Source organism: Microbacterium sp. EF45047 (assembly GCF_028472845.1).
Classification (GTDB): domain Bacteria; phylum Actinomycetota; class Actinomycetes; order Actinomycetales; family Microbacteriaceae; genus Microbacterium; species Microbacterium neungamense.
Genome location: NZ_CP069429.1, coordinates 904,431 through 924,435, shown reverse-complemented (window position 1 = coordinate 924,435; position 20,005 = coordinate 904,431). Strand labels below are relative to the sequence as shown.

Here is a 20,005-nt window from a genome sequence, read left to right as displayed (position 1 = left end):
CCCACCTCGGAGAGCACGATGACCCGATTCCTCATCGTCCCGCAGTGGCAGGGCTCCCCTGCCGCTCGCGCGATGCTGCTGACCGACGGCGCCACCGCGATCGCCGGCGATCTGCCCCGCAAGGACACCGTCACCCTCGACATCCCGCTCGAGGCGGGCGAGTCGCTGGGCACCGGCGTCCGGCGGCTGAGCTCGCTGCTGCGCATCCGCGAGCTCGTCCGTGAGGCGTACACCGGCGGCACGGTCGTCGTCGGCGGCGACTGCAGCGTGACACCGGCGGCGCTGTCGGCCGTCGACACCACCGACCTCGCCGTGGTGTGGTGCGACGCCCACCCCGATCTGCACGTGCCGGACACCTCCCGGTCCGGGGCGTTCTCCGGCATGGCGCTGAGCGCGGTGCTCGGCGATGGCGAGCCGCGCCTGGCGCTCTCCCCCGGCATCCCGCGCGAGCGGGTCGTCACCGTGGGCGCTCGGGCGATCGACGTCGGCGAGGCGGAACGGCTGGACGGCATCTCCGCGCTCGGCAGGGGCGACCTGTCCGACCCGGACGCCCTCGCGGAGGCCGTGCACGCCACCGGCGCCTCGCACGTGTGGGTGCACATCGACGTCGACGTGCTCGACCCCGCCGATCTCGGCGGCGTGTCCGCGCCCGCCCCGTTCGGCGTGGACGCGGCCGAGCTCGCCGCGAGCATCCGCCGACTGCGGGAGCGCCTTCCGCTCACCGGCGCGACGATCGCCGGGTTCGCACCGCGCACGCCGGCCGATGCCGTGCAGGATCTCGGCGCCGTGCTGCGCCTGATCGGCGCGGTGGCATGACGACACCCGCCGAACGGGCCCGCATCCTCGAGCGCGGGAGGCGGTTCGACCGGAGGCTCCCGGCGTTCCTGCTGCGCTCCCCGCTGAGCCGTCTCGGCTTCGCGTGGGGCACCGCGGTCGGCTGGCTCTGGGGCGCGCTGTGGAGCACCGGCCCCGTGGAGCGCCGCAGCGGGCTCTGGGTCTTCCGCGGGATGCCGCGGTGGACGTTCGCGCGCGGCGGCGTGTGCGTCGGCGGGTGCTACCTGACCGGGGACGCCGTGCCGGGCGACGCGGTGCTGCGGCACGAGGCCGTGCACAAGAGGCAGTGGCTGCGGTACGGGTTCCTCATGCCGGTGCTGTACCTGCTCGCCGGGCGGGACCCGCTGCGCAACCGGTTCGAGATCGAAGCGGGCCTGGAGGACGGCGGGTACCTGCGGCGTCAGCGGGTGCGCAGGCCGTAGCGCTCCGGCACGTGGATCGCCGCGGCGTCCACGCCGATGACCTCGGTGAGGTGCTCCAGGATGTCCATGGTGCCGAGGTAGCCGCCCAGCAGCGTCACCTCGGTGCGCAGGCCGGAGTCGCCGTCCTCGCAGAGCATCTCGTCGGCCCATGCCGTGGCGGCGCGGGCGACGGCCTGGCCCTGCGCACAGCGGCGTCCGGTGCCGGGAGCGCCGGAGCGGCGGGCACGCGGCAGCCAGGTCACGGTCATCCGCGACGGGGCCGTGACGACGCTGATGTCCTCCACGTCGGGGACCTCGATGAACACCCGCCCCACGGCGCACAGCGGCAGCGTGGCCAGCAGCGCCTCCAGCTCGGCGAGCGAGTGCTCGTCGGCCGTGATGAGGTGCTGCACGCGCGGGCCGCGGGATGCGCGACGGGCGGCGCGAACGGTCGTGCGGATGTCGGCGGTGGTCATGATGCTGTCAGTCTAACACCGAGGAAGGGTTGCCTTACCTACTCGAAGCCGCGGCCTCCTCGAGGACGCCCTCCAGCCCGCGCCTCCTCGACCAGGGCCGCGCGCAGCCGATCGAGCTCCCCCTGCGACATCCCGCCCGCGCGGAGGTACCTGGCGACCGAGCCGTGCCGCCGGTCGATCTCCTCGAGCAGCTCCCGCATCACCGGCGCGGGCGACGCCGTGGCCAGGTCGATCGCATGCCGGGCATCCGGCATGTGTGCCTTCAGGTACTCGATCACGGCGCGGGTGCGCGTCTCCGGCAGCAGCGATGCCGTGAGGGCGTAGTCCGCCACGACGGCGTCACGGTCGGCGCCGACCGCGGACAGCGCCAGGGCCACGGTGACCCCGGTGCGGTCCTTGCCGACGGTGCAGTGCACCAGCGTCGGCTCGCCCTCGGCGAGCACCCGGATCGCCTCGACGAGCCGCGGCGCGGCGTCCTCGACGAGGTGGCGGTACATGTCCGCCAGGCTCATGTCCTCGGTGAAGAACGAGCTCACCGATCCCAGGAAGAGCGGGATGCGGGTGACCGGCAGCCCGGTGAGCGCCGACGGCTCGGCCGCCACCTCCGCGTCGTCCCGCAGGTCGATCACCCGGCGCACCCGCCGGGAGAGCAGCGCGCTCCCCTCGGGGGTGAGCCTGGCGAGCTGCCCGGAGCGGTACAGCACGCCCTCCCGGATGCGCGAGGCGCCCGCGGGGATGCCGCCGACGTCGCGGATGTTGTGGACGCCGGGGATGTCGAGGACGGTCACTGCTCGTGCCGGGGCGGCACCGGGTAGCGCCCGGCGATGACGATGCGGTTGAACGCGTTGATCGACACGCACGCCCAGCTCAGCGCCGCGTACTCCTTCTCGGTGAACACGCTGCCGACGCGGTCGTAGACGTCGTCCGGGATGCCGTCCTCGGCGATGAAGGTGAACGCCTCCGCCAGCTCCAGCGCCGCCCGCTCGCGCTCGTCGAAGACGTGGCTCTCCCGCCAGGTGGGGATCTGGGTGAGGGTGTCGACGTCGATGCCTGCGGCCAGCGCGCGGTCGAGGTGCACGCGCGTGCAGTACGCGCATCCGTTCAGCTGCGAGCAGTGCATCATCACCAGCTCCTTGAGTCGGTCGCTGATGCCGTTCGCCTTGCAGATGTCACTCACGGTCTTCGAGAAGGCGTCGAGCGCCTGATATGCGGCAGGCTCGGTCTTGGACAGGTGCACGCGCTTCTCGGTCATGACTCCCAGCCTAGGCGAGCCCGTCGACTCTGCGCACGGGACAGCCGGATGCAGAATATCCAACCAACCCTCGCAACAACAGCCATAATGCGCAACATAGCGGAAGATGACGTAACGAAATGCGCTCGCGTTTCCTCCCCTCGTCCTGGCGGGAGCAGAATAAGGCCGTGTCCACCGACCTCAGCGAGTTCCGCTACCTGCCCGGGCAGGCCCGCGCCCTGGGCGTGGCCGCCCCCGCCGTGGAGCGCCTCGCGCTCACCCTCCCGGACGGCCGCACGCTCAGCGCGCTGCGGTACGGCGCCGGCACGCCCGAGGCGACCTTCCTGCACGGCGCCGGTCTGAACGCGCACACCTGGGACACGACGCTCCTGCTGCTCGGCCGCCCCGCGCTCGCGATCGATCTCGCCGGGCACGGCGACTCGTCCTGGCGCGAGGACCGGGACTACTCCCCGCGCACCCTCGCCGCCGACGTCGCCCTGGCCCTCGAGGAGTGGACGGACCGGCCCCAGGTGCTCGTCGGGCAGTCCCTCGGGGGGCTCACCGGGGCGGCGGTCGCCGCGCGGCATCCGCAGCTCGTGCGCAGCCTCGTCGTCGTCGACATCACGCCGGGGCTGGACACCGAGGCCGCCCCCGCGGTGCTCCGCGACTTCTACACCGGCGCCACCGACTTCGCCTCCCGCGAGGAGGCGGTCGACCGGGCACAGGCGTTCGGCTTCGGCGGCAGCCGCGCCGACACCGAGCGCGGCGTCTTCCTGAACACCCGCGAGCGCCCGGACGGCCGCATCGAATGGAAGCACCACTTCGCGCACATCGTCGGCCACGCCCTGTCCACGTTCGAGCGCACCGTGGCCGACCGCACCGAGCCCGACCGCACCGTGCCCGAGGACGCCGAGCACGGCTCGGAAGGATGGGCGGACCTGGCCGCCGTGACCGCGCCGATCACGCTGGTCCGCGGCGCCGACGGCTTCCTCCAGGACGCCGACGTGGACGAGTTCACCCGGCGCGTGCCGGCGGCGTCCGTCATCACCGTCGAGGCCCGCCACAACGTCCAGGAGACCGCACCCGCGGCTCTGGCCTCCCTCGTCTCCGACGCCCTCGGGCGCCCCGCCCGCTGACCCGCATCCGGCCGCCCGAGGCCGGCAGAGAGGACGCCCCGCATGTTCCGCATCCCCGCCTCCCGGCGCTCCGCCCGCATCGCCCTGCTCGCGACCGTCGCCGCCGGCGCCCTCGCCCTCAGCGCCTGCACCGGGTCGTCCGCCCCGGCGCCGACCCCGGCCGGCGAGCCCGACCCGGACGCGACGCTGACCGTCGGCCTGGTGCTGGAGCCGACCAACCTCGACATCCGGCACACCAGCGGCGCCGCGCTGGAGCAGGTCCTCGTCGACAACATCTACGAGGGTCTGGTCACCCGCACCGAGGAGAACGAGATCGAGCCCCGCCTGGCCAGCGACTACGAGATCTCGCCGGACGGGCTCACCTACACGTTCACCCTGCACGAGGGCGTCACCTTCCACAGCGGCGACGCGCTCACGGCCGCGGACGTGGTCGCGTCGTACGAGACGGTGCGGACGGATGCCACGGTGCAGGGCCACGCGGACTTCGCCGGCGTGACGGCGGTGACCGCTCCCGACCCGCAGACCGTGCAGATCACGCTCGCCGAACCCAACCAGAACTTCCTGTTCGCCCTCACCGGGCCGGCCGGGCTGGTGTTCCGGTCGGGCGACACGACCGATCTGAAGACCGCGGAGAACGGCACCGGCCCGTTCACGCTGGAGCGGTGGAGCAAGGGCAGCAGCATCACGTTCGCGCGGTACGAGGAGTACTGGGGAGAGAAGGCCGGCGTCGCCGAGGTCGTCTTCCAGTACATCCCCGACTTCACGGCGGGCGTGAACGCGGCGCTGGACGGCACGCTGGACGTGCTCACCGCCGTCGACCCGAATCTCGTCTCCCAGCTGGAGGAGTCCGGGGAGTTCGAGATCACCACCGGGCGCACCACCGACAAGGCCACCCTGGCGTTCAACAACAAGCGGGCCCCGCTGGACGACGCGCGCGTACGCGAGGCCCTGCGCCTGGCGATCGATCATGAGGCGCTGGTGGAGGCGGTCGGCGCCGGCGAGACGCTGTACGGCCCGATCCCGGAGCTCGACCCCGGCTACCAGGACCTGTCCGACGTGGCGCCGTACGACCCGGAGCGCGCCGAGGAGCTGCTCGCCGAGGCCGGCCACGAAGAGCTCGACCTCACCCTCACCATCCCCTCGTTCTACGGCACCACGGTCGCCCAGGTGCTCATCTCCGACTTCGCGAAGGTCGGCGTCACCCTCGAGGTCGACCGAGTCGAGTTCCCCGCATGGCTGGAGAAGGTGTACACGAACCACGACTACGACCTGAGCTTCGTGCTGCACGTCGAGCCGCGCGACTTCGGGAACTTCGCGAACCCGGACTACTACTTCGGATACGACAACCCCGAGGTGCAGCGGCTGTACCGGGAGGCGCTGACCGAGCTCGACGCCGACGCCTCCGCCGAGCTGCTCGCCGAGGCCGCCCGGATCGTCTCCGAGGATCACGCCGCCGACTGGCTGTACAACGGGGCCACGCTGACCGCGGTGCGCCCGATCGTTTCCGGGTTCCCGCAGGACTCGATCAACTCCCGCATCGACCTCGCCGGCGTCACCCGAGCGGCCGACTGAGCAGCCCGTGCTGCGGTACGCGCTGACCCGGGGGGTCCTGCTGATCGCAGGGCTCCTCGTGTCGAGCGTGCTGATCTTCCTCACGCTCCGGGTGCTCCCCGGCGACGTCGCCCAGCTCATCGCCGGCACCCAGGCGAGCCGCGAGCAGGTGGCGGCGCTGCGCGAGGCGCTCGGGCTGAACCGCCCCATCCCGGTGCAGTACCTGGACTGGATCGGCGGCGTCCTGCGCGGCGACCTCGGCACCTCGCAGCTCAGCGGGGCATCCGTCGGCGACGAGCTGCTGGAGAAGTCGCGGGTCACGGTGCCGCTCGGCATGATGGCGCTCACGATCGCCCTGCTGGTGGCCGTGCCGTTCGGGGTGCTCGCCGGCGTCCTCCGCGGCCGCGCGGCCGGCACCGGGATGAGCGTGGCCGCCCAGGCGGTCGCCGCGGTGCCTGTCGTGTGGGCCGGGATGATGCTCGTGGTCGTGTTCGCGCACTGGCTGGGCTGGCTGCCCGCGCAGGGCTTCCCGCGCACCGGGTGGGCCACGCCGTGGCGGGCGTTCGAGGCGCTGCTGCTGCCCGCGCTGACCATCGGACTCGTGGAGGGGGCGATGCTGATGCGGTTCGTTCGCAGCGCCACGCTGCAGGCGGCGGGGCAGGACTTCGTGCGCACTGCGGCGGCCAAGGGACTCACCCGCCGCCAGGCGCTGATCCGGCACGGGATCCCGGCGGTCGGGCTCTCGATCGTCACGGTGCTCGGCCTGCAGGTCGCCGGGATCATCGTCGGCTCCGTCGTCATCGAGCAGCTGTTCACGCTGCCGGGCATCGGACGGATGCTGGTCGCCGACGTCGGCACGCGCGATCTCGTCAAGGTGCAGAGCGAGCTGCTCGTGCTCACCGGCATCGTGCTGGTGATCGGGTTCGTGGTGGATCTCGTCCACCACGCCATCGATCCGCGGCAGAGGGAGGCGGAATGAGGTCGGCCCCGTCGCAGGACTCCCGCTCCCGGGCCGCGCATGGGAACGGCACCTGGCTGCACCGGCTGTGGTCGTCGGGCACCGGCCGGTTCGGCCTCGTCGTCACCGCCCTCATCGTCCTCACCGCGATCACGTCGACGGCGTGGACCCCGTTCGACCCGATGATCGGCGACGTGCGCGGCCGCTGGGCGCCGCCCGGGTGGCCGCACCTGCTCGGCACCGACGGCACCGGCCGCGACATCCTCAGCCTGGTCATGGCCGGCGCACGGACGACGGTGTTCGTCAGCGTCGGCGCCGGGCTGGTCGCCACGCTGGTCGGCGTGCTGCTGGCGGCCCTGGGGGCGCTCACCGCGCGCTGGCTGCGGGAGACGGTCGCCGTGCTGGTCGACATCCTGATCGCCTTCCCGGTGCTGATGATCGCCATGATGATCGCGGCCGTGTGGGGCGGATCGCTCTGGGTCGTCGTGGCCGCCGTCGGCATCGGCTTCGGCGTGAACGTCGCCCGGGTGACGCGCCCCGAGCTGCGCCGGGTGCAGCGGAGCGACTTCGTGCTCGCCGGCCGCGCCAGCGGGCTCACCGCCGGGCAGAACCTGGTCCGGCATCTGCTGCCGAACATCGCCCCGGTCTTCATCGTGCAGCTGTCCTGGTCGATGGCGGTGGCGGTGCTCGCCGAGGCCGGGCTGTCCTACCTCGGCTTCGGGGCCTCGGTGGCCGAGTCGTCGTGGGGCGTGCTGCTGGCGGATCTGCAGCGGTACATCGGCGTGCATCCGCTCACCGTGGTCTGGCCGGGCCTGGCCATCACGCTCACCGTCCTCGCGCTGAACCTCCTCGGCGACGCGCTCCGGGACGCGACCGATCCCACGCTGACCCGCCGCGCGGCGGAGGTCCACATCCCGGAGGTGGTCGCGTGACGCTGCAGGTGCAGGATCTCGTCGTCGAGGTGGGCGGGCGCCGGGTCGTCGACGGGGTGTCCTTCGAGGTCCCCGACGGGCAGCGCCTCGGGCTCATCGGCGAGTCCGGGTCGGGCAAGTCGGTCACCGCTCTCGCGGTCCTCGGGCTGCTGCCGGACGGGATGCGGGCGCGGGGCAGCATCCGCTGGGACGGCACCGAGCTGATCGGGATGCCCGACCGCGAGCTGGCGGCGCTGCGCGGCGACGAGATCGGAATGGTGTTCCAGGAGCCGCGCACCGCGCTGAACCCGATCCGCACGGTGGGACGCCAGATCGCCGAGTCGGTGCGGATCCACGAGGGCCTGGGGCGGCGCGAGGCGCGTACCCGGGCGATCGCCGAGGCGGCGCGGGTGCGGCTGCCCGATCCGGAGCGGATCGTGGACCGCTATCCGCATCAGCTGTCCGGCGGTCAGCGGCAGCGCGTGGCGATCGCGATGGCGCTGGCCTGCCGCCCCCGTCTGCTCATCGCCGACGAGCCGACCACCGCGCTCGACGTCACCATCCAGGCGGAGGTGCTGCGGCTGCTGCTGTCGCTCGTCGAGGACGAGGGCATGTCGCTGGTGTTCATCACGCACGACCTCGCCGTGCTCTCCCAGGTCGCCACGTTCGGGGTGGTGCTGGAGCGCGGCCGCGTCGTGGAGGCGGCACCGGTGTCCACCCTGCTGAGCGCCCCTGCCTCCCCGATCACGCAGGCGCTGCTGCGCGACGCGACGGCCACGCTGTGGCGGCCGGGAGGCGACGGATGAGCCTGATCACGGCCGAGGGCCTCAGCCGTACGTTCCCGCTCCCCCGGCGCACCCTGTTCGAGAAGCGCCGGCGCACCGTCGCGCTGCATCCCACCGACCTGGCGATCGCCGAGGGCGAGGCGCTCGGCCTGATCGGCGAGTCCGGCTCGGGCAAGTCCACCCTGGTGCGCCTGCTGCTCGGTCTGGACCGCCCCACCTCCGGGCGGGTGCGGGTGGACGGACGGGAGGTGGATGCCGCGGCGCCGGCCCGCTCCCTGCACTGGCTCCGCCGGCAGACCGGCCTGGTGTTCCAGGACCCGTACGCGTCGCTCGATCCCCGGATGCCCGCGGGCCGGATCGTCGCCGAGCCGCTGTGGGCGCTCGGCATCCCCGGCGATCATCGCGCACGCGTCCAGGAGGTGCTGACGCAGGTCGGCCTGGAGCCGGAGGCGGCCGATCGGCATCCGCACGAGTTCTCCGGCGGGCAGCGGCAGCGGATCGCCCTCGCCCGCGCCATCGTGCACCGCCCGCGCATCCTCGTCGGCGACGAGCCCCTGTCCGCGCTCGACGTCACGGTGCGGGCGCAGATCCTCGCGCTGCTGGCGCAGCTGCGAGCGCAGGAGGGCCTCACCCTCGTGCTCGTCTCGCACGACATCGGCCTGGTGCAGAACCTGTGCGACACCGTCGCGGTGATGAAGGACGGCCGGATCGTGGAGCGCGGCGGGACGGATGCCGTGCTGCAGCATCCACGCGAGGACTACACCAGGGCGCTGCTGGCGGCCATTCCGGTCATCGACCGCCCGTTGCCCTGAACCGGACACGCGCACGCGACCGCTTCCGTCGGCCCACGGAACGGTATACCATTCGAGCCAACGCACGCGAAACATCCGTTTCACCATACGAAACGGTTCCCGGCGTGCGCACAGCCCGCAGCGGTCGCCCCTGACCGCTGCCTGAGCATCCCGACATCGCCCCGGTCCGCCAGCGCACCTGGGGCGTGTACAACCTGTTCGCGATGTGGATGTCGAACGTCCACTCCGTGGCCGGGTACGTCTTCGCCGCCGGGCTGTTCACCCTGGGCCTGGCCGGCTGGCAGGTGTTCACCGCTCTGCTGGTGGGCATCACGCTGATCTACTTCCTCACCAACCTCGCCGGCCGCGGCGGCCAGAAGTACGGGATCGCGTTCGCCGCGCTGTGCCGTCCGGCGTTCGGCATATACGGGGCGAACATCCCGAGCATGATCAAGGCGACGACCGCGACGGCCTGGTACGGCATCCAGACCTGGGTGTCCTCCACGGCCCTGGTCGTGGTGGTGCTCCGCTTCTTCCCCGACCTCACGCCGCTCGCCGAGAACTCGATCCTCGGTCTGTCCACGCTGGGCTGGGCCTGCTTCGGCTTCATGTGGCTCGCCCAGCTGCTGGTGTTCTTCTACGGCTGGGAGGCGATCCGCCGGTTCACCGACTGGGCGGGACCGGTGATCTACGTGGTCATGTTCGCGCTGGCGATCTGGATCGTCGTGAGGGCCGGAGGCCCCAGCGCGATCAGCTTCACGCTCGGCTCGAAGGATCTCTCCGGCGGCGCCGCCGTCGGCATGTGGCTGACCGCGGTGGCCCTCACCGTGGCCTGGTTCGCGGGCACGACGCTGAACTTCGCCGATTTCTCCCGGTTCATGCGCTCACCCTCCGCCATGCGCCGCGGCAACTTCCTCGGTCTGCCGGTGAACTTCATGCTGTTCGCCGTCGCCACGGTGATCACGACCTCCGGCGGCCTGGCCGTGTTCGGCGAGCTCATCACCGACCCGGTCGAGCTGGTCGCCCGCATCGACAACACCACCGCGGTGCTCCTCGGCGCCCTGACCTTCATGACCGCCACGATCGCGACCAACATCGTGGCGAACTTCGTCTCCGGGGCGATGGACGTGGCGCCCGCGCGGCCGGTACTGGTACCGCCGCGGTTTCAACCCGCGGGCGATCGCCGCGCTCGTGCTGGCCGGCGGACTGACGACGATCATCGCGCAGGTGCCTGCGCTGAGCGCGCTCGCACCGTTCTCCTGGTTCTTCGGCTGCGCGTTCGGACTGCTGTTCCACTGGATGCTCGCGAAGGACAAGGGGAAGGCGGCGACGGATGCCCTCTGAGCGCACGACCGGGATCGCCGCGGCGCTGCAGGAGGCCGTGGACGGCGTCGCGGAGGGCGGGATGCCCTTCGGCGCGGCGCTGCTCGTGGACGGCGAGGTGGTCGCGAGGGGCCGCAACCGGCAGGTGCAGAACGGCGACCTGCTCGCGCACGCCGAGACCGAGGCGATCCGGGACGCCGTGGCGCGGTTCGGCCGGGTGCCGGCGGGCGCCGTGCTGGTGGCCACCGAGGGGCCGTGCGCGATGTGCGCGGGCGCCGCTGTGATCACCGGCATCCGCTCCGTGATCGTCGGCGAGGTCCATCACTTCGCGGGCGCGGTCGGGATGCTGCGCGCGGAGGGTCTGGACGTGACCGTCCTCGACGACGCCGACTGCATCGACCTGGTCAGCAGGTTCCGCGCCGCGCACCCCGACCTGTGGAGCCGGTTCTCGGCGGGGTGACCGACCGGGGCGCCGCATCCGCGTGCGGCGCCCCGGTCTCAGCCCGGCGCGTCCAGCGACAACTGCAGGAACACCACGCCGAGGTCACGGCCGAACTTCACGCCGACGCCGCGCAGCGCTCCGGCATCCGCGAATCCGGCCTTCCGGTGCAGGGCGATCGAAGCCTCCGCCCCCTCGTCCGCGATCACCGCGATCACCTGGCGCAGTCCCGCCGCGCGGCAGGCGTCCAGGAAGTCCGCGAGCAGCCTGCGGCCGAGCCCCCGCCCGGCGGCGTCGGGGGCGAGGTAGATCGAGTTCTCCACGGTGTAGCGGTAGGCCGATTTCGCCGACCACGGCTGCGCGAGGGCGTAGCCGAGCACCCGGTCGTCCTCCTCGGCGACGAGGAACGGCAGTCCGCGGGCGGCCAGCAGCACCCGCTTCGCGGTCCAGGACTCGACGGTGGACTCCTCCTCGTCGAAGGTCACCACCGAGGAGCGCACGTAGTGGTTGTAGATGTCGCGGATCGCGGACAGATCCGCATCCGTCACGTCCCTGATCCTCACGCCTCTCCCCCGACCCGCCAGTCGATCGGCGCCGCGCCGAGGCCCTCCAGCAGCGCGTTGGATCGCGAGAACGGGCGAGAGCCGAAGAACCCCCGGCTCGCCGACAACGGCGACGGATGCGCGGACTCGATCACGGGCGTCCCGCCCAGCAGCGGCTTCAGTCCCGCCGCATCCCTGCCCCACAGCACCGCCACGAGCGGCTGGTCGCGGGCCACGAGCGCGCGGATCGCCCGCTCGGTCACCTTCTCCCAGCCCCAGCCGCGGTGCGAGGCCGGCGCGCCCGGGCGCACGGTGAGCACCCGGTTCAGCAGCAGCACCCCCTGATCGCTCCACGCGCTGAGGTCGCCGTGCGGGGCGGGCGGGATGCCGAGATCGCTCTCCCGTTCCCGGTAGATGTTCGCCAGGCTCCGCGGCAGCGGCCGCACCTCGCGGTCGACGGCGAAGGACAGGCCGATCGGATGCCCCGGCGTCGGGTACGGGTCCTGCCCGGTGATGAGCACCCGCACCTCGGACAGCGGGCGCTGGAAGGCGCGCAGCACGTGGGCGCCGGCAGGCAGGTAGCCGCGGCCGGCGGCCTGCTCCGCACGCAGGCGATCACCGAGCTCGGCGATCAGCGGCTGCACCGGGGCCAGCGCCTGCGCCCAGCCCGGGTCGAGCAGCCCGTCCTCGGCGAGCTGCGCGAGGGTCCGCGGCATCAGTCGTCGTATCCGCGGGGGCGCAGCGGTCCGCGGGCGAGCAGGTGGTGGGCCGACTGGGCGACCGGGCGCATCGTGACCAGATCGAGGTTCACACGGCGCGGGGCGCTCAGTGCGTAGGCGATGAGGTCGGCGACGTCCTCGGCGAGCAGCGGCTCCTCCACCCCGGCGTACACCGACTCCGCGGCCACCCGGTCGCCGCGGAGCCGGTTCAGCGTGAACTCCTCGGTGTGCACCATTCCCGGGGCGATCTCGGCGACGCGGATCGGCTCGCCGTTCAGCTCCTGCCGGAGCACCTTGACGAGCATGGACTGCGCGGCCTTGGCGGCGTTGTACCCCGCACCGCCGGGATAGGCGACCTGCGCCGCGGTCGAGGTGACGAACACGGTGTCCGCGTGCCCGTCGTCCGCCGCCGCGCGGCGCAGCAGCGGCAACAGGCCGGAGACGAGGCGCTTGCTGGCCAGGACGTTCGCGTCGAACATCCACTGCCAGTCCTCGATCGCGCCCTCCTCCACGCTCTCGGTGCCGCGGGCCCCTCCGGCGACCTGCACCAGGGCGTGCAGCGGGCCGGTGGACTCCAGCTCCGACACCATCGCGGCGACGGCGTCCCCGTCGGTCAGATCGCACGCGATCGCACTCGCCCCGGTCTCCGCGGCCAGCGCGGCGAGCCGGTCCTCGCGGCGGGCCACGCCGACGACGTCCCAGCCACGCCCGCGCAGCGCGCGCACGGTCGCCTCGCCGATCCCTGAACTCGCTCCCGTCACCACGGCACGTCTGTTCACCATGCCTCCACCGTACGATGTTTCCGCGGACGGGTCCGGAGACCTCCCGGAGAGCGTGTTACGTCACATTTCCCGTGGCTTGTTGACGAACCGGCCGGTTCCCTACTCTCGCTGCAAGGCATCCGCCTCGCCCATCCACCGCCGCCGGCGGCCTCTGAAACCGGGAGAACCTCATGTCCGCAGCCGAGACCTGGCGCTTCGAGACCAAGCAGATCCACGCCGGCGCTGCGCCCGACCCCGTCACGAAGTCGCGCGCCACGCCGATCTACCAGACCACCTCGTACGTCTTCGACAACGCGGACCACGCGGCGAACCTGTTCGCCCTGGCGGAGTTCGGCAACATCTACACCCGCATCCAGAACCCGACCCAGGACGTGCTCGAGCAGCGCCTGGCAGCCCTGGAGGGCGGCACCGGCGCCCTCGTCCTCTCCAGCGGGCAGGCGGCGGCCACCTTCGCCGTGCTGAACATCGCGGAGGCCGGTGACCACATCGTCTCGTCGAGCTCGATCTACGGCGGCACCTACAACCTGTTCAAGTACACCCTCGCCAAGCTCGGCGTCGAGGTCACCTTCGTGGAGAACCAGGACGACCCGGAGCAGTGGCGCGCCGCCGTCCGCCCGAACACGAAGCTGCTCTTCGCGGAGACCATCGGCAACCCGAAGATCAACGTCCTCGACATCCGCACCGTCGCCGACATCGCGCACGAGAACGGTCTGCCGCTCATCGTCGACAACACCATCGCCACCCCATACCTGATCCGTCCGTTCGAGCACGGCGCGGACATCGTGGTGCACTCGGTGACCAAGTTCCTCGGCGGCCACGGCACCACCATCGGCGGCGCCATCATCGACGGCGGCACGTTCCCGTGGTCGCAGCACGTCGACCGCTTCCCCGGCCTCACCGAGCCGGACCCGTCCTACCACGGCGCCAGCTACACCGCCGCGGTGGGCGACGGCCTCGCCTACATCATCAAGGCGCGCGTGCAGCTGCTGCGCGACCTCGGCTCGGCGATCGCCCCGCAGAGCGCGTGGAACCTGATCCAGGGCGTGGAGACCCTGTCGCTGCGCGTCGAGCGTCACGTGCAGAACGCGCAGGAGATCGCGGAGTGGCTGGAGAACCACGACGACGTCGCCACCGTCAACTACTCCGGCCTGCCGTCCTCCCCGTGGTACGCCGCGGCGAACAAGTACGCCCCCAAGGGCGTCGGCGCGGTGCTCTCCTTCGAGCTGAAGGGCGGCGTGGAGGCGGGTCGCGAGTTCGTGAACAGCCTGTCGCTGTTCAGCCACCTCGCCAACATCGGCGACGTGCGCTCGCTGGTCATCCACCCGGCGTCCACCACGCATTCGCAGCTCACCCCGGAGCAGCAGCTGTCGGCCGGCGTCACGCCGGGCCTGGTGCGCCTGTCGGTGGGCCTGGAGAACGTCGAGGATCTCAAGGCCGACCTCGACCACGCCCTCGCCGCCGCGCGCCGTGTCTCGGAGGCCGCGCGCGCCTGACGAGACCGACGCACGAACGGATGCCCCGGACCCCGCGGTCCGGGGCATCCGCGTCACCGGCGGTCGCCGCCTCCGCGTAACCTGCGGTCGCGGCGCAGACCCGCACGGGAGAATGGATCCATGGACTGGCAGACGACCTCGGAGGACACGGTTCCGTCCGCGCCGGTGACCGAGGCCGACGTCCGCCTGCTCCGCGCCCGGCCGCCGGCGACCGGCGCGTGGCGCGACGGCGATCCGCCCGGCGACCGCCGCTTCACCGAGCTGGGCACCTTCCGCACCGAGAACGGCGCCGAGCTGCCCGCCGTGCGCCTGGCCTGGGAGTCGTGGGGCGAGCTGAGCCCGGCGCGCGACAACGCCGTGCTGGTGCTGCACGCGCTCACCGGCGACAGCCACGTGCGCGGCGAGGCCGGCCGCGGGCATCCCACCGCCGGCTGGTGGGAGGAGGTCGTCGGTCCGGGCGCCCCGATCGACACCGACCGCTGGTTCGTGATCGCCCCGAACATGCTCGGCGGATGCCAGGGCTCGACCGGCCCGGCGAGCATCGCCCCGGACGGCTACGAGTGGGCCTCCCGCTTCCCCTACCTCACGATCCGCGACCAGGTCGCCGCGCAGACGATGCTCGCCGACGCCCTCGGCATCGACCGCTGGGCCGCGGTGGTGGGCGGGTCGATGGGCGGCATGCACGCCCTGGAGTGGGCGATCACGCATCCGGACCGGGTGGAGCGCCTGGCCGTGCTGTCCTCTCCCCCGGTGACCACGGCGGACCAGCTCGCGCTGAACTTCGTGCAGCTGGAGACGGTGCGGATGGATCCGCGCTTCGCCGGCGGCGAGTACTACGACGCCGGCCTCGGCGAGGGCCCGCACCGCGGGCTGGCCCTGGCCCGGCGGATGGCGCTGCTGAACTACCGCAGCCCGATCGAGCTGAACCAGCGCTTCCAGCGCTCCTGGCAGTCCGGGCTGTCCCCGCTCGGCCGCGGCGGCCGGTTCGCGGTCGAGTCGTACCTGGACTTCCACGGCAACAAGTTCACCCGCCGCTTCGACGCGAACAGCTACATCACTCTGGTCGAGGCGATGAACTCGCACGACGTCGGACGCGACCGCGGCGGCGTCGAGGAGGCCCTGCACGCGGTCACCGCGAAGACCCTCGTGATCGGCATCGACTCCGACCGGCTGTTCCCGGTCGACGGGCAGCAGCGCATCGCGCGCAGCATCCGCAACCTCATCGACGACGAGGCGGTGGTGCTGCACAGCGACTTCGGGCACGACGGGTTCCTCATCGAGACGGATGCCGTCGGCGAGCACCTGCGGCGCCTGCTCGACGCCTGAGCCCGCTCGGCGCCGGCGGACGCGTGCGCCGGGGGCCCCGGGTCACGGCCGGCGCTCGTAGCGCCACGGCGGCGCGGCCATCAGCAGGCGGTGCCGCTGTCCTGCCTCCCCGGGCGCCTCCGGATGCTCCTCGTCACCGCCCCACAGCGCGAGCATGCCCTCGGCGGTGCGCCGCATCCGGGTGACGAAGTGCTCCGGCGCGCCGAGCGCGGCATAGACGTCGTCGACCGTGGCGCGATCACGCAGGCCGTGCAGGGTCACCCAAGTCGGCGGGAACAGCGACATCTCCCCCGCCTCGTGGCGGCGGAACGCCTCCGCGACCGTCATCCAGGCCGCCTCGACGACCTCGTCCGGGCTGAGCCGCAGCGGGTCGCCGAGATCGCGGGCGAGGAAGAACCACGTGCGGATGCGGACCGGGACCTCCGGCGGCGGGCTCCACTGCGACAGGAGGGCCGGATCGGCGATGCGGATGCCGGTCTCCTCGGCGGTCTCCCGGACGGCGGCGCGCAGCGCGGCATCCGCCTCCGTCCCGCCGGGCAGCGCATCAACGGGCTCGACCTTGCCGCCGGGGAACACCCAGGCGTCCGCGAAGGACCCGGATGCCGGCCGGCGCAGCAGCAGCACCTCCGGCCCGGCGGGGCCGTCCCGGAGCACCACAGCGGTGCCGGCGACGGGGAGCGACGCATCCACGCCCCCACTGTAACCGGCGGCGGGACGGCCGGTCAGGCGACCGTCGATCGCCGTGCACCCCCGGATCAGGCGACCGAGGGTGATGCGGTCCTCACTCGTCGCGTCCCTCCGGCCCGGTCTCGCCGATGGCCCGTTCCAGCCGCTCGATCTTGGCGTCCAGCTCCCCGGTGTAGCCCGGGCGGATGTCGGCCTTCAGCACCAGGGACACGCGCGAGCCGAACGGCAGCACCGCCTCGGTGGCGCGCTTGACGACATCCATCACGGTGTCCCAATCCCGTCCCTCGATCTCGGTGAACATGCTCGTGGTGCGGTGCGGGAGCCCGGATTCCCGGACGATGCGCACCGCGGCGGCGACGGCGTCGTGGACGGAGCCGTCGCCCCGTCCGGTTCCGGACGGGGCGACGGAGAAGGCGACGAGCATGGGTCCTCCAGGTGTGGGTCAGCGGGCAGAAGCGGTCAGCGGGTCGGTACGCGCAGGATAGCGCGCACGGATGCGGCGAGGAGCACGAGCAGCAGCGCGTTGCGGATGCTGAGCACGGCCACCGGCAGCGCCTCGGCGCGCAGCAGCGCGTCGTAGCCGAGCGGGTAGACCGCGAAGGTGAGGGCGCACAGCGCCAGCACGAGCGCGGCCGGCAGCAGGGCGCGCGCCCGGTCGAGCACGAGCCACAGGACCACCGGGGCGAGCAGCCAGGTCTGGAACTGCGGGGAGCCCACCTTGTTCGTCACGATCAGGGCGGTCACCAGTGCCAGGGCGAGCGGCGGCAGCAGGTGCCGGGCGTCCACGCCTCGGCGCGCCCGGTGCACGCCCAGGGCGAGGAGGGCGGCGACCGCGAGCGCCATGACCGGCGTGAGGGCCGCCGCGACGGCATCCGCTCCCCCGGCCTCGACCTGGAAGGTGAGGATCTCGAAGCTGTACGCGATGGACGCCGAGCCGGCCACCGCCAGCCAGAGGAACGGGGTCGCCGCCACCGCCTCGATCTGCAGTCCGCGGCCGGTCTGCGCGGTGAGGAACCCGAACAGCTCGCGGTCGGCGCCGAGCAGGAGCAGCAGCAGGGCGATCGCGCCCGCGGTGCCCGCCGCGGCCACCAGCATCCGCCGCCGGTCGCGGACGGCGACCAGGGCCGCCGCCACCAGCGCACCCGGCCAGATCTTGATCCACGCCCCGACGGTGAGCAGGGCCATCGCCACCTCCGGGCGGCGGCGCAGCCACAGCGCCCCGATGACGGCGAGGGGCACGGTGACCGCGTCGATCCGGTACAGCGCGATCGGGCCGAGCAGCACCAGTGCGGCGCACCAGAACCAGGCCGCCCCGACCCTGCGCGCATCCCGGCACCGGCCGACCAGGACGGCGAACGCGAGCAGGTCGCCCACGGTGACGAGCAGCGCCCACGCGACGAGGTAGCCGCCCTGCGCGCCGAGCAGCGGCACCAGGGGCGCCGCGATGCCGTGCGCGGCGAGCATGGGCAGCAGCGCCAGCTGCGGGTACACCCACGGCTCGGTGATGCCGACGACGGCGCCGCCGGAGGCCGCCGATGCCGCCCACGGCTGGTACACCAGCACGACGTCGCCCATCGGCTGCGCCGGCAGCACCCAGCCGAGAACGGCGACCAGCGCATGCGCGAGGACGAAGGACGCCCACAGCGCCGCCGCGCGGGCTGTCGCGATTCGGGTCACGAGAGCAGGTCCGCGATCGCCCGCGGCAGCGCCTCCGCGACGTCCAGGGCGACGATCGGATGCCCGGACGCCCCGTCCCGCGCTCCGGATGCCAGCCGCGCGGCGTGTCCGTGCAGCCAGGCCGCGGATGCCGCGACCTCCGCCGGAGCGCGCCCGGGGTTGGCGGCCGCGAGTGCGGCGATGACACCGGCCAGCACGTCGCCGGTGCCCGCGGCGGCGAGCCAGCCGGGCGCGTCGCCGACGCCGAGCACCTCGCCGTCGGGGTCGGCCACGAGCGTGCGGGATCCCTTCAGCAGCACGGTCTGCCCGAGCCGGGCGGCGATCGCCGCGACCGCGCCCTCCCGGTCCCGGTCCAGATCGGCGTCGGCCCGGATGCGTTCGCACAGCCGGCGGAACTCCCCGGCGTGCGGGGTGAGGATGAGGGGTGCCGCCGCGCCGGGCGCGAGGTCGAGCGCCCCGGCGTCCACGACGACGGGAACATCGCCGGCGAGGATCTCGCGCAGGGCGCGCTCCTCCTCCGCGGTGCGCCGGCCGGCATCCGTGCCCGACCCGACCACCCACGCCCCGGGACGCGTGCGGCCGATGTCCGGGCCGGCCACGGTCTCCGGCCGCCGCGCGAGCACCGCATCCGCCGCCGTGCCGACGTAGCGCACGTAGCCGGCGCCGGCGCGCCACGCCGCCTCGACGCCCAGCACCGCGGCACCGGGGTAGTCGGCCGATCCGGTGCGGATCGCGACGACCCCGCGGGAGTACTTGTCGTCCCCCGGGCCGGGCACCCGCAGCAGGCTCCGCGTCTCGCTCCTCGACCACTCCCGGACCATGGCTCCACGTTAGCGTGCACCGACCGGTGCGCCCGGGGCGATAGCGTCGGAAGGGTGAGCATGCTGTTCTCCCCCCTGACCGTCCGCTCCCGCACGTTCCGCAACCGGCTCTGGGTCTCGCCGATGTGCATGTACAGCGCCGTCGACGGCGTGCCGCAGGAGTGGCACCACACCCACCTCGCCCAGTTCGCCTCCGGCGGCGCGGGGCTGATCGTGGCCGAGGCGACCGCCGTGGTTCCGGAGGGGCGGATCTCGCCGCGCGACACCGGACTGTGGAACGACGCGCAGCGCGATGTGTGGGCCCCGATCGTCGCCGCGATCCACGCCCGCGGCGCGCACGCCGGCATCCAGCTCGCGCACGCGGGCCGGAAGGCGTCGACGTGGTGGCCGTGGGCCGAGCAGCGCGGATCGGTGCCGCTCGACGAGGGCGGCTGGCAGACCGTGGCGCCCTCGGCGGTGGCGTTCGAGGGCTTCGCGGAGCCGGTCGCCCTGAATGCCGCGGGCATCGAGCGTGTGGTGACCGGGTTCGCGGATGCCACGCGCCGTGCGCTGGAGGCCGGCTTCGACGTGCTGGAGATCCACGGCGCACACGGCTACCTGCTGCACGAGTTCCTCTCCCCGCTGTCGAACCTGCGCGACGACGAGTACGGCGGCACGCTGGAGAACCGGGCGCGTCTGCTGCTGCGCGTGGTGGACGTCGTGCGCGAGGTCGCCGGGGACGAGGTGCCCCTGTTCGTGCGGATCTCGGCGACCGATCACGCCGACGGCGGGTTCACCCCCGAGGAGGCGGCGCAGGTCGGCGACTGGGCGGTCGCGCACGGGGCGGACCTCATCGACGTCTCCAGCGGCGGGCTGGTCGCGCATCAGCGCATCGAGCTCGGCCCGGGCTACCAGGTGCCGCTGGCGGAGACCGTGCGGCAGAGCGGGCGCATCCCGACCTCGGCGGTCGGCCTGATCACCGCGGCCGAGCAGGCCGAGCAGGTGCTCGCCTCGGGCGCCGCGGATGCGATCTTCGCCGGCCGGGAGTGGCTGCGCGATCCGCACTTCGGACTGCGTGCCGCGCATGAGCTCGGCGTCGAGGCGCCCTGGCCGCCGCAGTACCTGCGCGCCCGCTGGCGCTGA

The 20,005-nt window shown here is 73.1% G+C and carries 22 protein-coding genes and 1 pseudogene; 13 read left to right on the top strand and 10 right to left on the bottom strand.

All coding sequences use genetic code 11. The features are described 5' to 3' along the window. The first annotated feature begins 18 nt into the window (after nucleotides 1-18). On the top strand, nucleotides 19-816 hold the full coding sequence (locus tag JRG78_RS04370) for an arginase family protein (RefSeq protein WP_259607811.1): 798 nt from the start codon (nucleotides 19-21) through the stop codon (nucleotides 814-816). Then, nucleotides 813-1,256, top strand: coding sequence for a Fe-S oxidoreductase (locus JRG78_RS04365; RefSeq protein ID WP_259607810.1), 444 nt, complete (start codon nucleotides 813-815; stop codon nucleotides 1,254-1,256). The genes JRG78_RS04370 and JRG78_RS04365 overlap by 4 nt, the downstream gene beginning before the upstream one ends. Here JRG78_RS04365 and JRG78_RS04360 read toward each other — a convergent pair. The 3 genes from JRG78_RS04360 to JRG78_RS04350 are packed head-to-tail and all read right to left on the bottom strand — an operon-like array spanning nucleotide 1,235 to nucleotide 2,963. Next, nucleotides 1,235-1,711, bottom strand: coding sequence for a siderophore-interacting protein (locus tag JRG78_RS04360; protein ID WP_259607809.1), 477 nt, complete (start codon nucleotides 1,709-1,711; stop codon nucleotides 1,235-1,237). The two genes, JRG78_RS04365 and JRG78_RS04360, sit on opposite strands and share 22 nt — an antisense overlap. Nucleotides 1,712-1,749: 38 nt before the next feature. Continuing rightward, nucleotides 1,750-2,499 (bottom strand): tyrosine-protein phosphatase, encoded by a 750-nt coding sequence (locus JRG78_RS04355; protein WP_272653701.1) that lies wholly within the window; start codon nucleotides 2,497-2,499, stop codon nucleotides 1,750-1,752. Beyond that, nucleotides 2,496-2,963: a carboxymuconolactone decarboxylase family protein gene (locus JRG78_RS04350; protein ID WP_272653700.1), complete on the bottom strand. Its 468-nt coding sequence runs from the start codon at nucleotides 2,961-2,963 to the stop codon at nucleotides 2,496-2,498. Before JRG78_RS04350 ends, JRG78_RS04355 begins: the two co-directional genes overlap by 4 nt. A gap of 167 nt (nucleotides 2,964-3,130) precedes the next feature. On the opposite strand from JRG78_RS04350, the gene JRG78_RS04345 reads away from it, so the two are divergent. The 8 genes and pseudogenes from JRG78_RS04345 (at nucleotide 3,131) to JRG78_RS12565 (ending at nucleotide 10,857) form a co-directional block, all read left to right on the top strand. Continuing rightward, nucleotides 3,131-4,078, top strand: a complete 948-nt coding sequence (locus JRG78_RS04345) for an alpha/beta fold hydrolase (protein ID WP_259607806.1) — start codon at nucleotides 3,131-3,133, stop codon at nucleotides 4,076-4,078. A gap of 42 nt (nucleotides 4,079-4,120) precedes the next feature. Next, nucleotides 4,121-5,650 (top strand): ABC transporter substrate-binding protein, encoded by a 1,530-nt coding sequence (locus tag JRG78_RS04340; protein WP_272653699.1) that lies wholly within the window; start codon nucleotides 4,121-4,123, stop codon nucleotides 5,648-5,650. Between the two features lie 7 nt (nucleotides 5,651-5,657). Further along, nucleotides 5,658-6,608 carry an ABC transporter permease gene (locus JRG78_RS04335; RefSeq protein ID WP_259607804.1) on the top strand — a complete coding sequence of 317 codons (951 nt, stop codon included), beginning with the start codon at nucleotides 5,658-5,660 and terminating at the stop codon, nucleotides 6,606-6,608. Beyond that, nucleotides 6,605-7,519: an ABC transporter permease gene (locus JRG78_RS04330; RefSeq protein WP_259607803.1), complete on the top strand. Its 915-nt coding sequence runs from the start codon at nucleotides 6,605-6,607 to the stop codon at nucleotides 7,517-7,519. The genes JRG78_RS04335 and JRG78_RS04330 overlap by 4 nt, the downstream gene beginning before the upstream one ends. Next, a complete protein-coding gene (locus JRG78_RS04325; protein ID WP_259607802.1) occupies nucleotides 7,516-8,304 on the top strand; it encodes an ATP-binding cassette domain-containing protein in 789 nt (262 codons plus the stop codon). Before JRG78_RS04330 ends, JRG78_RS04325 begins: the two co-directional genes overlap by 4 nt. Continuing rightward, a complete protein-coding gene (locus JRG78_RS04320; protein WP_259607801.1) occupies nucleotides 8,301-9,095 on the top strand; it encodes an ABC transporter ATP-binding protein in 795 nt (264 codons plus the stop codon). Before JRG78_RS04325 ends, JRG78_RS04320 begins: the two co-directional genes overlap by 4 nt. A 137-nt stretch (nucleotides 9,096-9,232) precedes the next feature. Continuing rightward, nucleotides 9,233-10,225: pseudogene (locus JRG78_RS04315) on the top strand (cytosine permease); the annotation flags it as partial. Nucleotides 10,226-10,407: 182 nt separating this feature from the next. Then, nucleotides 10,408-10,857 carry a nucleoside deaminase gene (locus JRG78_RS12565; RefSeq protein ID WP_259607797.1) on the top strand — a complete coding sequence of 150 codons (450 nt, stop codon included), beginning with the start codon at nucleotides 10,408-10,410 and terminating at the stop codon, nucleotides 10,855-10,857. Nucleotides 10,858-10,895: 38 nt separating this feature from the next. Here JRG78_RS12565 and JRG78_RS04305 read toward each other — a convergent pair whose 3' ends face one another. From JRG78_RS04305 to JRG78_RS04295, 3 genes are read right to left on the bottom strand one after another with little or no spacing between them, the layout of a single operon-like run. Further along, complete coding sequence (locus JRG78_RS04305) at nucleotides 10,896-11,384, bottom strand: GNAT family N-acetyltransferase (protein WP_259607796.1); 489 nt, start codon at nucleotides 11,382-11,384, stop codon at nucleotides 10,896-10,898. Nucleotides 11,385-11,395: 11 nt separating this feature from the next. Further along, nucleotides 11,396-12,094, bottom strand: coding sequence for a uracil-DNA glycosylase (locus JRG78_RS04300; protein ID WP_259607795.1), 699 nt, complete (start codon nucleotides 12,092-12,094; stop codon nucleotides 11,396-11,398). Next, on the bottom strand, nucleotides 12,094-12,879 hold the full coding sequence (locus JRG78_RS04295; RefSeq protein ID WP_259607794.1) for an SDR family oxidoreductase: 786 nt from the start codon (nucleotides 12,877-12,879) through the stop codon (nucleotides 12,094-12,096). Before JRG78_RS04295 ends, JRG78_RS04300 begins: the two co-directional genes overlap by 1 nt. A 170-nt stretch (nucleotides 12,880-13,049) precedes the next feature. Here JRG78_RS04295 and JRG78_RS04290 point away from each other — a divergent pair, with 170 nt between their 5' ends. After that, nucleotides 13,050-14,372, top strand: coding sequence for a bifunctional o-acetylhomoserine/o-acetylserine sulfhydrylase (locus JRG78_RS04290; protein ID WP_259607793.1), 1,323 nt, complete (start codon nucleotides 13,050-13,052; stop codon nucleotides 14,370-14,372). 120 nt (nucleotides 14,373-14,492) lie between these two features. Continuing rightward, on the top strand, nucleotides 14,493-15,698 hold the full coding sequence (gene metX, locus JRG78_RS04285) for a homoserine O-acetyltransferase MetX (protein WP_259607792.1): 1,206 nt from the start codon (nucleotides 14,493-14,495) through the stop codon (nucleotides 15,696-15,698). A 42-nt stretch (nucleotides 15,699-15,740) separates the two neighbouring features. Here the strand turns inward: metX and JRG78_RS04280 are convergent, their stop codons facing one another. The 4 genes from JRG78_RS04280 to JRG78_RS04265 form a co-directional block, all read right to left on the bottom strand. Continuing rightward, nucleotides 15,741-16,388, bottom strand: a complete 648-nt coding sequence (locus JRG78_RS04280) for an NUDIX hydrolase (RefSeq protein ID WP_272653697.1) — start codon at nucleotides 16,386-16,388, stop codon at nucleotides 15,741-15,743. A gap of 91 nt (nucleotides 16,389-16,479) precedes the next feature. Next, complete coding sequence (locus tag JRG78_RS04275) at nucleotides 16,480-16,809, bottom strand: thiamine-binding protein (protein WP_272653696.1); 330 nt, start codon at nucleotides 16,807-16,809, stop codon at nucleotides 16,480-16,482. A gap of 35 nt (nucleotides 16,810-16,844) precedes the next feature. Continuing rightward, nucleotides 16,845-18,062, bottom strand: a complete 1,218-nt coding sequence (locus JRG78_RS04270; RefSeq protein WP_272653695.1) for a hypothetical protein — start codon at nucleotides 18,060-18,062, stop codon at nucleotides 16,845-16,847. Then, nucleotides 18,059-18,883, bottom strand: coding sequence for an NAD(P)H-hydrate dehydratase (locus tag JRG78_RS04265; protein WP_272653694.1), 825 nt, complete (start codon nucleotides 18,881-18,883; stop codon nucleotides 18,059-18,061). The genes JRG78_RS04270 and JRG78_RS04265 overlap by 4 nt, the downstream gene beginning before the upstream one ends. 54 nt (nucleotides 18,884-18,937) lie before the next feature. Between JRG78_RS04265 and JRG78_RS04260 the strand changes: the two genes are divergently transcribed. Continuing rightward, complete coding sequence (locus tag JRG78_RS04260) at nucleotides 18,938-20,005, top strand: NADH:flavin oxidoreductase/NADH oxidase (RefSeq protein ID WP_259607787.1); 1,068 nt, start codon at nucleotides 18,938-18,940, stop codon at nucleotides 20,003-20,005.